Origin of the sequence: Citrobacter sp. Cpo037 (assembly GCF_030332945.1) — a bacterium.
In the GTDB taxonomy this organism is placed as follows: domain Bacteria; phylum Pseudomonadota; class Gammaproteobacteria; order Enterobacterales; family Enterobacteriaceae; genus Citrobacter; species Citrobacter portucalensis.
Window position 1 is genome coordinate 43,233 of record NZ_JAOWGW010000079.1, and the last position, 9,967, is coordinate 53,199.

General features: G+C 52.8%; 12 protein-coding genes. 7 read left to right on the top strand and 5 right to left on the bottom strand.

Annotation, left to right across the window (positions count from 1 at the left end):
- Positions 1–85: 85 nt before the first annotated feature.
- The 4 genes from OGX94_RS20865 (at position 86) to OGX94_RS20880 (ending at position 3,261) form a co-directional block, all read left to right on the top strand.
- Positions 86–526, top strand: a complete 441-nt coding sequence (locus tag OGX94_RS20865; protein WP_004189163.1) for a transposase — start codon at positions 86–88, stop codon at positions 524–526.
- Positions 523–873: an IS66 family insertion sequence element accessory protein TnpB gene (tnpB, locus tag OGX94_RS20870; protein ID WP_004189161.1), complete on the top strand. Its 351-nt coding sequence runs from the start codon at positions 523–525 to the stop codon at positions 871–873. The genes OGX94_RS20865 and tnpB overlap by 4 nt, the downstream gene beginning before the upstream one ends.
- A gap of 30 nt (positions 874–903) precedes the next feature.
- Complete coding sequence (locus OGX94_RS20875) at positions 904–2,496, top strand: IS66-like element ISKox1 family transposase (RefSeq protein ID WP_004902302.1); 1,593 nt, start codon at positions 904–906, stop codon at positions 2,494–2,496.
- 93 nt (positions 2,497–2,589) lie between these two features.
- Positions 2,590–3,261 (top strand): SOS response-associated peptidase, encoded by a 672-nt coding sequence (locus tag OGX94_RS20880; RefSeq protein WP_133086234.1) that lies wholly within the window; start codon positions 2,590–2,592, stop codon positions 3,259–3,261.
- A gap of 165 nt (positions 3,262–3,426) precedes the next feature.
- Here the strand turns inward: OGX94_RS20880 and OGX94_RS20885 are convergent, their stop codons facing one another.
- The 5 genes from OGX94_RS20885 to OGX94_RS20905 form a co-directional block, all read right to left on the bottom strand.
- The gene (locus tag OGX94_RS20885) at positions 3,427–4,554 is read right to left on the bottom strand and encodes an NADH-dependent flavin oxidoreductase (RefSeq protein WP_251256793.1); all 1,128 of its coding nucleotides are present in this window, start codon (positions 4,552–4,554) and stop codon (positions 3,427–3,429) included.
- 39 nt (positions 4,555–4,593) lie between these two features.
- Positions 4,594–5,427, bottom strand: coding sequence for an SDR family NAD(P)-dependent oxidoreductase (locus tag OGX94_RS20890; RefSeq protein WP_257661651.1), 834 nt, complete (start codon positions 5,425–5,427; stop codon positions 4,594–4,596).
- A 72-nt stretch (positions 5,428–5,499) separates the two neighbouring features.
- Complete coding sequence (locus tag OGX94_RS20895; RefSeq protein WP_208594997.1) at positions 5,500–6,138, bottom strand: SDR family oxidoreductase; 639 nt, start codon at positions 6,136–6,138, stop codon at positions 5,500–5,502.
- Positions 6,139–6,156: 18 nt separating this feature from the next.
- Positions 6,157–7,089: an alpha/beta hydrolase gene (locus OGX94_RS20900; protein WP_257661650.1), complete on the bottom strand. Its 933-nt coding sequence runs from the start codon at positions 7,087–7,089 to the stop codon at positions 6,157–6,159.
- Positions 7,086–8,009 (bottom strand): alpha/beta hydrolase, encoded by a 924-nt coding sequence (locus OGX94_RS20905; protein ID WP_257661649.1) that lies wholly within the window; start codon positions 8,007–8,009, stop codon positions 7,086–7,088. The genes OGX94_RS20900 and OGX94_RS20905 overlap by 4 nt, the downstream gene beginning before the upstream one ends.
- Positions 8,010–8,145: 136 nt before the next feature.
- Here OGX94_RS20905 and OGX94_RS20910 point away from each other — a divergent pair, with 136 nt between their 5' ends.
- The 3 genes from OGX94_RS20910 to OGX94_RS20920 form a co-directional block, all read left to right on the top strand.
- Entirely contained in the window at positions 8,146–9,045 is a 900-nt protein-coding gene (locus OGX94_RS20910) for a LysR family transcriptional regulator (RefSeq protein ID WP_049005640.1), read from the top strand.
- Between the two features lie 244 nt (positions 9,046–9,289).
- Positions 9,290–9,520, top strand: a complete 231-nt coding sequence (locus OGX94_RS20915; RefSeq protein ID WP_257661739.1) for a zinc-binding dehydrogenase — start codon at positions 9,290–9,292, stop codon at positions 9,518–9,520.
- Between the two features lie 155 nt (positions 9,521–9,675).
- Positions 9,676–9,967: IS5/IS1182 family transposase (locus OGX94_RS20920; protein WP_009653094.1), on the top strand; the 292-nt coding region annotated here is incomplete at its 3' end.

Below are 9,967 nucleotides of genomic sequence, written 5' to 3' on the forward strand. Positions count from 1 at the left end.
GTAAGCGTCAAGTCACTGCCGCCTGTGATTCCAGTCCCGGGATCGCTAGCTTAGAGCTCCGTCTAATTTAGAAGGAGCTCTGTTTATGGAAAATGCTGCCAACTGGCGAACTGAATCGCGTACCGTCTATTCCAGTGACTTCAAACTTCGGATGGTCGAACTGGCTTCACGACCAGATGCCAACGTCGCACAACTGGCGCGGGAACATGGCGTTGATAATAATCTCATTTTTAAGTGGCTACGCCTCTGGCAGAGAGAGGGGCGAATCTCTCGTCGAATGCCTGCAACTATCGTGGGGCCGGTGGTACCTCAATCTCTTCCGGCTTCTCCGACTCTGTTGTCCGTCGACGTTATCAACGACCCGTTGCCCGCCGCAGAGAATGACACTCTGTGTACGTTCTCCTCCGCTCACGCCAGCGCCACTTCCTGTCATGTTGAGTTCCGCCACGGCAAAATGACGCTGGAGAACCCGTCGTCAGAGTTGCTGACTGTGCTGATCCGCGAACTGACCGGGAGGACACAATGATATCCCTCCCGTCAGGCACCCGCATCTGGCTGGTCGCCGGGGCCACGGATATGCGTAAATCCTTCAACGGGCTGGGCGAACAGATACACCACGTTCTGGATGAGGATCCCTTCTCCGGCCATCTGTTTATCTTCCGGGGACGCCGTGGCGATACCGTGAAAATACTTTGGGCTGATGCTGATGGTCTGTGCCTGTTTATCAAACGCCTGGAAGAGGGACAGTTCGTCTGGCCTGCTGTACGCGACGGCAAAATCGCGATCACCCGCTCACAACTTGCCATGCTCCTTGATAAGCTGGACTGGCGCCAGCCAAAAATATCCCGCCTTAACTCACTGACAATGTTGTAAAAAAATCATAACCGCATTATAAAAGCGGTTATGAATCACGACTATCTCGCCCGTATCGCTGCGCTGGAAGACGCGCTTCGCCAGAAAGACAGTCAGCTCAGTCTCGTTGCAGAGACTGAGTCGTTCCTGCGTTCTGCACTGGCCCGCGCAGAAGAGAAAATAGAGAACGAAGAGCGCGAGATAGAGCATCTGCGGGCACAGATAGAAAAACTGCGTCGAATGTTGTTCGGTACCCGCTCCGAAAAACTTCGCCGACAGGTTGAAGAAGCCGAAGCCCTGCTGAAACAGCAGGAGCAGCAAAGCGATCGCTACAACGGACGGGAAGACGATCCGCAGGTACCTCGCCAGTTACGTCAGTCCCGCCATCGTCGCCCGTTACCGGCACACCTTCCCCGCGAGATACATCGGCTGGATCCTGCGGAAACCAGCTGTCCGGAATGCGGCAGCGGTATGGCGTACCTCAGCGAAGTCAGCGTGGAGCAGCTGGAACTGGTCTCCAGCGCCCTGAAAGTGATCCGCACGGTCAGGGTGAAAAAGGCCTGCACCCGATGTGACTGTATCGTTGAAGCACCTGCGCCATCACGTCCCATCGATCGGGGTATCGCCGGGCCGGGTCTGCTGGCCCGCGTGTTAACGGCCAAATACTGCGAACACCTGCCGCTGTATCGCCAGTGCGAAATCTTTGCCCGTCAGGGCGTGGATCTGAGCCGGGCTCTGCTCTCCAACTGGGTGGATGCATGTTGCCGGTTAATGGCCCCGCTGGATGAGGCCCTTTACCACTACGTGATGGACTGCCACAAACTGCATACGGATGACACTCCGGTTCCGGTGCTTGCACCGGGCAGAAAGAAGACGAAAACCGGGCGTATCTGGACGTATGTACGTGACGACAGAAGCGCAGGTTCATCAGATCCGCCAGCGGCATGGTTCGCCTTCTCGCCAGACCGGCAGGGAAAACATCCTCAGCAACACCTTCGCCACTATCATGGTGTGCTGCAGGCGGATGCCTTCGCAGGCTACGATCGGTTGTTCAGTCCGGAACGTGAAGGAGGGCCGCTGACAGAAGCCGCATGTTGGGCCCATGCCCGCCGAAAAATCCATGATGTCTATATAAGCACTCACACAGCGACAGCGGAAGAAGCCCTGAAACGTATCGGTGAGCTGTACGCGATAGAAGAAGAAATACGCGGCCTCACGACAGAAGAGCGTCTGGCAGCCAGACAATCGCAAAGCAAACCACTGCTGGCATCGCTGCATGAATGGCTGGTAGAAAAAAATGAGACGCTGTCGAAAAAGTCCCGTCTGGGCGAAGCGTTCGCTTATGTCCTGAACCAGTGGGATGCGCTGTGCTACTACTGTGAAGATGGCCTGGCAGAGCCTGATAACAACGCTGCCGAACGAGCCCTTCGTGCCGTCTGTCTTGGGAAAAAGAATTTTATCTTCTTCGGCAGCGACCACGGTGGTGAGCGCGGAGCCCTGCTGTACGGACTGATCGGGACGTGCAGGCTGAATGGTATCGATCCGGAAGCCTACCTTCGCCATATCCTGAGCGTACTGCCGGAGTGGCCCAGCAACAAAGTGGCCGAACTGCTGCCATGGAACGTGGTTCTTACCGATAAATAACCGTCAATACGGCGCTCACTTAACGCTTACTCAAATCCTATCGTTCTACTCAATATTCTATACTTTCAGTCTGACAGTTGGCTGGAGGTTTCTATGTGTGGACGCTTTTCACAGTCAATGACCCGCGAGGACTATCTCGCCTTGCTCGCTGAAGAAGCTGAACGTGATATCCCATATGACCCTGAACCAATAGGTCGATTCAACGTGGCGCCAGGCACAAAAGTTCTGCTGCTTAGCGAACGTGATGAACAGTTGCACCTTGACCCTGTTCTATGGGGGTATGCTCCAGGATGGTGGGATAAGCCGCCGCTAATTAATGCACGATCTGAAACTGCGGCCACCAGCAGAATGTTTAAACCACTCTGGCAGCATGGTCGCGCAATTTGCTTTGCTGATGGCTGGTTTGAGTGGAAAAAGGAAGGTGACAAGAAGCAGCCCTACTTCATTCATCGGGCCGATGGCCAGCCGATATTCATGGCTGCGTTCGGCAGCACACCATTCGAACGAGGAGATGAAGCAGAAGGATTCCTGATAGTAACGGCTGCTGCCGACAAAGGACTGGTAGATATTCACGACAGGCGACCGCTGGTCCTGTCACCGGAAGCCGCTCGCGAATGGCTTAGGCAAGATGTAGGAGGGAAAGAAGCAGAGGACATCGTAGCCGACGGTTCCGTGCCGGCTGATAAATTTATATGGCACGCCGTGACGCGTGCCGTCGGGAATATTAAGAATCAAGGTCCAGAGTTAATAGAACCTATGCGTTGATGTAAGGTCCGACAGGGAAAAAACGTCTGCTTTGAGCGAGAAGCGGACCTTCTCGCCCTGTACGGATAGAAAGCTACAAATTGATGTTTCACCTTCCAGACAGTTACAGGCAAAACGGTATATTTCAGAATTACCTGTACTGATGTCTGATTACTCAGGTCTTGTTTATGTCGGGAACCATCCGGGCGTTTTCTGAATCACTTGCCATAGTTTTTCAGGGATCGCTAATTCGTCTGACCGTTGAGACAGGATAAGCATGTTTTTTACCTTATTCTCATGGCCTGCCTGCACCAGCTCCATCCAGTCGGGATTCATGACAATCGTCCGGCCTAAGGCAACCAGTGACAGTCCGGCCTCCAGAGCCTGTTGAGCCGCCTGTGACGAAGTAATTTTTCCGGCTGCCAGCAAAGGTAAACGCCCATTAAATTGTTCTACAAACCGCGCCAGAATTGTTTCCTTATCCTCACTACCCTGCGGCCGATCGGTCAGTACGTCGTGGAGTGATATATGGAGATAGTCAATGAGAGTCTCTTTCTCTAACTGACACACCAGAGCCTGGGAGTCATTAATCCGTAATCCTCCTTCTCCGGACTCTTCCGGCGATAACCGGTAACCCAGTAAAAAGGGTTTCCTGGCATGAGTTTCAATAACCCGCCGGACTTCCCGAACGACCTCCAGCGGGAAACGCATCCGGTTTGCTAATGAACCACCCCATTCGTCAGTACGCTGGTTAAACCAGGGGGAGAAGAAGTTCTGGATAAGAAAACCATGTGCGCCGTGCAATTCGACACCATCAAATCCGGCCTCAATTGCGCGGCGAGTGGCTTCGCCGAAGTCATGAATGACATCAAGAATTTCGTCATGTTCCATTGCCCGGCTGGCTTGTTCCCCGCGATTAAAAGGGCCAGCCGGAGCGGCCAGGGCGCTGGCGCTGACCAGCTCTCCACCAGTGATGAGTTCGGGAACCGCTTTATTACCGGCATGAAACAGTTGCAGGATTGCCAGCGCCCCCCCGCTTTTTGCCGCATCAGCCAGTTTCCTCAGACTCGGGATAAAACGATCATCGTAGGCTGCGAATTCATTGGTGAAACCCACTCCGTTTCTCTGAACATGAGCGCATCCCGTTATCACTAATCCCACACCGGTAGCGCGTGCCCGATAATAGTTTACTTCCTCATCTGAAATAGTTTCATCGTCATTAGCGGACCAGGTGGTCATCGGAGCCATAACGACGCGGTTACGCATCCTGAGGCCATTTTTAAACGTGAAGGCCTGGGTTAATAAGTCAGTCATTGTACTCTCGATATTTAAAACATCGGGTGCTTACACCCATTAATCAAAATCGGTTGTATTACTCAGCGCCGCAAATTCGCGTATCTCTTTAATACGGGCTTCCAGCGAAGGCATTACATAACTGATAGCGTCATTCCCTATAAGCAGCTGTCGGGGTGGGTTCTCCATTTCAACCATCTGACAAACGACCTGTGCAAGTTTGGCCGGGTCCCCTTGCTGTTGACCATCTGCGGATGCCAGTAACTCACGCGCATCGCCGAAATCGGCATAGTCCTCAATCTTTTTTTCGCCATAGTGGGCCGAACTATTGCTGAGAAACTCTGTGCGGAAGAAACCGGGCTCAATCGCGGTGACATGAATACCAAGCGGCGTAACTTCATCGGCAAGGGCCAGCGTCATACCTTCAACGGCAAACTTCGATGCAGAATAGAATGTAGCGTTTGCGACCGCTTTGACACCCGCGATCGAGGACGTATTAATAATGCGTCCGCTACGCTGCTGGCGCATGACCGGTAAGACAGCGCGTAGCACATTGGCCATGCCGAATACGTTAGTGGCAAACTGCAGCTCTATCTGTTCTGCCGTTGCTTCTTCAAAACGCCCCAGCAGGCAGAATCCTGCGTTGTTAACCAGAACATCAATACGCCCGAAACGGCGAATGGCGGCATCTACAGCAACCTTAGCCTGGTGCTCATCACGAACATCAAGCTCCAGCAGCTCAATATTTTCTGCAGAGGCCGTGCTGAATGTTCTGCGTAATTTGTCCATATTACGCCCCGTTGCAACCACACGATCTCCCTGTTGCAAAGCGGCATTCACTACCCTGGCCCCCATACCGCGGGCAGCCCCGGTTACAAACCAAACACGATTCATCTCAGTTCACCTCGATAAGTTTAAGAACCCGTACTGCAATACAAGCTGTAAGGGTAAAAGGGCATGATTGATTTACATAAAGTACGGCTTGTCGCCGTCGGTCCCGGGCTGGTTAACACCGATATTTTCACCGATATGTTTTTCAGGTTTATCAATCATATCGGCGATTAATGCGGCAACGCTTTTGCGTGATACAACCGTGCCTTTGAACGGCTCATTGCGGGTAGTGAGTTCATAATCAATCGTATCTTCATCCGTCAGCCAGGCCGGACGCAGGATGGTGTAATCCAGCCCGGAGGCTTCAATCGCATCAGCCGCACGGCGGAATGGTCTGAGAGGTTCGCCAATAATGGCGTTATTCCACTCACCGAATTTTCCCGGGACTTCATCATAGATACCGAGAGAAAGGACGAAAATCAGGCGTCTTACGCCAGTGGCTTTCATCGCCGCAATCACCGCCTTCGCCTGTAGATCTAAATCCTCCCCGGTCAGATTGGCGTAAACCACATCCTGACCCACCATGGCCTGTTCCAGCGCCGCATGGTTTAACACATCGCCCATGATAATCCGGCTATTGGCCGGGTGAGGCTGGGTGATTTTTTCTGGCTGACGGGCAAATAACGTCTGTATGACGCCTGGTTTATCGGCCAGTTGGTCGATAACATGGCGGGCAATCTGCCCGCTGGCGCCAAGTACCAGGACTTTTTGAATGATGTTTTTCACAGGGCATTACTCCAGGTGTGCGGCAAAGAACGGAAGTACTTTTGACATCGCTTCACTAACCGCTTCCGGTTTGTCATACAGTTCGTAATGCGAAAAATCGGCTAATGAGACCAACTGACGGTCACGCGAGGCTACAGCCCGGCCATAGATTTCCAGCCCGTCACGGTAAGCACCGAAAGCACCCACTTTTTCACCAACTACCACCATTACTGGCTGAGTCAGCAACACTTCGGCGAAAGCGAAGGCATCCCAGGCCAGAGTTTTCTGCGCATGAGAGAACACCATCCGCGTTGCCCCGCCTGGCTGCTGGCCGCGTGGCGTTTTGTAGTAGTCTGTTGCCTCAAATACATCACGCTCAGTCAGCCCACTAGCCTTTGCCATTTCCGGGCTGGCGGGGAGCAGTTCATTAACCTGAACCTCCCCCCCACGGGCTTCATTTGTACGCTGTGCCGCCATCGCATTCAGCGCGCCAATAGGGTCGTAATTGCTGAAGCCTTCGCGAAAAAGACGACCGATATTTACGCCGGTGATGCTCACCACGGCTTTAATACGTTTCTCCGTCAGTGCGGCATTAATGGCATAGCCACCGCCGCCGCAAATGCCCAGCACGCCAATCCGTTCAGCATCGACATACGGCAGGGTGACGGCGTAATCAATAACCCGACTGATATCTTCCACGCGCTGAGTCGGATCCTCCACCCAGCGTGGAGAGCCGCCGGACTCCCCCTGGAAGCTGGCGTCATAGGCGATCACGACATAGCCTGCTTCAGCCAGCGCTTTTCCGTAGACATTGCCGGACGTCTGTTCCTTACAGCTGCCAAAAGGGTGGACGCTGATAATTGTCGGATACTGTTTTGACTCATCGAACGTAGGTGGAAACTGAACGTTGGCGGCAACATGCCAGGTCATATCGGCATTCTGGATTTGAACATGTTTCATGACAGAATCTCCCCGAAGAATGGGGCTAATACGGAAACGGCTTCAGCGACGTAGGCTTTACCGTCATACAAGTCCATGTGGTTAGCACCTTCGACCATGTGGTACCGCTTGTCCTGACTTGAGGCGCGATCGTACAGATCATCGCTCATCCATTTACTTCCCGCCACGCTACCTGCAACAATTTGCAGCGGCTGGGTCAGGTAAATCTCCGCCATATGGTACGCGTCGTATGTAATGATCTGGTTGAGGCTGCGCAGCGTGGCGTATCCAGGGGCCGTCGGGTACTGTGCCCGTGGCGTGTGGTAGTACTCCCAGGCCTGGCGCAACTCTTCATTTGGAGCATCAGACTCCTTCATGGGAGCCAGCGGCATGGTGGCATATTCACTGCTGCTGATATCGGTGCTACGGGCATTTGAACCGGTTTCAACATACGGCAGTGCATCAATGGACTTCACATTGTTTTCCCAGCCGTTGCGGAACATTGAGCCGATATTAACGGCGCTGACCGTTCCGATGGCCTTGATACGGCGATCCTGAATCGCGGCATTGGCGGTATAGCCCGCACCGGCGCATATTCCCATAGCGCCAATTCGCGCGGTGTCGACATAAGGCAGTGTGGTCAGGTAATCAATCACTGCGCTGACATCTTCGGTACGGATGTACGGGTTTTCCAGCTGGCGCGGTTCGCCGCCACTTTCGCCCTGATAAGACGCATCGTAAGCCACGGTCACAAACCCTTTTTCTGCCAGCTTTTCGGCATAGGTACCGGCGGTTTGTTCCTTAACGCCGCCCCCCGGATGCGAAACTACAATAGCCGGGTACTTGCGGCTTTCATCAAATGCGGGTGGGAAATAAAGCACGGCGGACAAAGAGATTGTCGGGATATTGCTGTTGGTGAAGCTGATTTTCTGGTTCATCATCCGGTTCCTCATGGGCTGTCGGTTATCTGTCATGCTTGATGGGATAACTATAGCCATTGATTATTAAGATGATTAGACCCAAAATAATGATTGGACTTATCATTTAAATGATTAATATCCCGGATGGAAAAAAGAGATGAAACGCGATGAGATAGCCGATCTGATGGCCTTTGTGGCCGTCGCCGAAGAGCGTAGTTTCACCCGGGCCGCCGCCCGTCTTGGCATGGCGCAGTCAGCGTTAAGTCAGATAGTTCGTCGCACGGAAGAACGGTTAGGGTTACGGCTTTTAACGCGAACCACACGCAGCGTGGTACCGACGGAAGCGGGTGAACACCTTTTGTCTGTTCTTGGCCCAATGCTGCATGACCTGGATTCTGCTCTGACTTCCCTAGGCGACCTGCGCGATCGTCCGTCTGGCACCATACGCATTACCACAGTGGAACATGCCGCAAAGACCATATTGTTGCCCGCCATGCGCACGTTGTTGCAATCCCATCCCGAAATTGATGTGCAGATACTCATCGATTACGGCCTGACTGATGTCGTCTCTGAGCGCTTTGATGCCGGGGTTCGCCTGGGGGGAGAGATGGACAAGGATATGATTGCTGTTCGAATCGGACCCGATATCCCGATGGCAATTGTTGGTGCGCCGGATTATCTCTCGCGAAAAGGTATTCCAGTGTCTGTGGCGCACCTGGTCGATCATCAGGCTATTAATCTGTTCCTTCCGTCATCGGGCACCGCAAATCGCTGGAGATTAGTGCGTGGAGGGCGCGAAGTCAGGGTTCGCATGGAAGGACAACTTCTATTAAATACAATAGATCTGATCCTCGATGCCGCAATTGACGGGCACGGCCTCGCGTATCTGCCTTATGACCAGGTTCAGCAGGCTATTGAAGAAAAAAAACTGACCCGCGTTCTGGAGAAATTTACCCCTGACTTACCTGGGTATCATCTGTACTACCCACACCGCCGCCATGCGGGTTCGGCATTTTCTCTGTTCATTGATGTGCTGAAGTATAAACGGGAGGTTTAACTATTCTTTTTGATGGTCATTCCAGGCGTTCAGAGGGTACTAATACACCTTAGTGCAACGTCCGCTTGTGGCACAATGCAGCCCTCTTACCGAGGTCTTCGTAACCGCGGATCCATCTGTAAAAACTGAAACCCATTGAAACGGTACCGATGCTTTCAGGGGGCAACGTTGTGGGGACCACCGTTCGACTTTCGCGACGGTAATCACCACTGCGAACGCAGCAAAGCACGGTCGGGTTCGCCCTCTGGGTGCCGATCAAGCCATTGATTATATGACAGAGGATTTTGCTGCAGTTGCCACCAGCATCACCGATAACAAAGGCATTAATGTAATTCTCGAGTATATTGGCGCACCTTATTTTGGACGACACGTGAACGCACTCGATTTTGATGGTCATCTGATATGGACTGGCATTATGAAGGACATTAAAAACGCGAAAATCCCGATGGACCGAGTGCTGTACCGTCATCTTTAGATTATTGACACGGTATTCAAATCGCGTTGGATGGACGTAAACATGAAATGTCTCATCACTTTAAAAAACGCTGGTTAACCAGTTTAGGGAAGGTGCGAACAAGTTCCTGATATGAGATCATCATATTCATCCGGAGCGCATCCCAGAGGGACATCATGAGCCATCAACTCACCTTCGCCGATAGTGAATTCAGCACTAAGCGCCGTCAGACCCGAAAAGAGATTTTCCTCTCCCGCATGGAGCAGATTCTGCCATGGCAGAATATGACCGCTGTCATCGAGCCGTTTTATCCCAAGGCGGGCAATGGCCGACGGCCCTATCCGCTGGAGACCATGCTGCGTATTCACTGCATGCAGCATTGGTACAACCTGAGCGACGGTGCCATGGAAGATGCCCTGTACGAAATCGCCTCCATGCGCCTGTTTGCCCGATTATCCCTGGATAGCG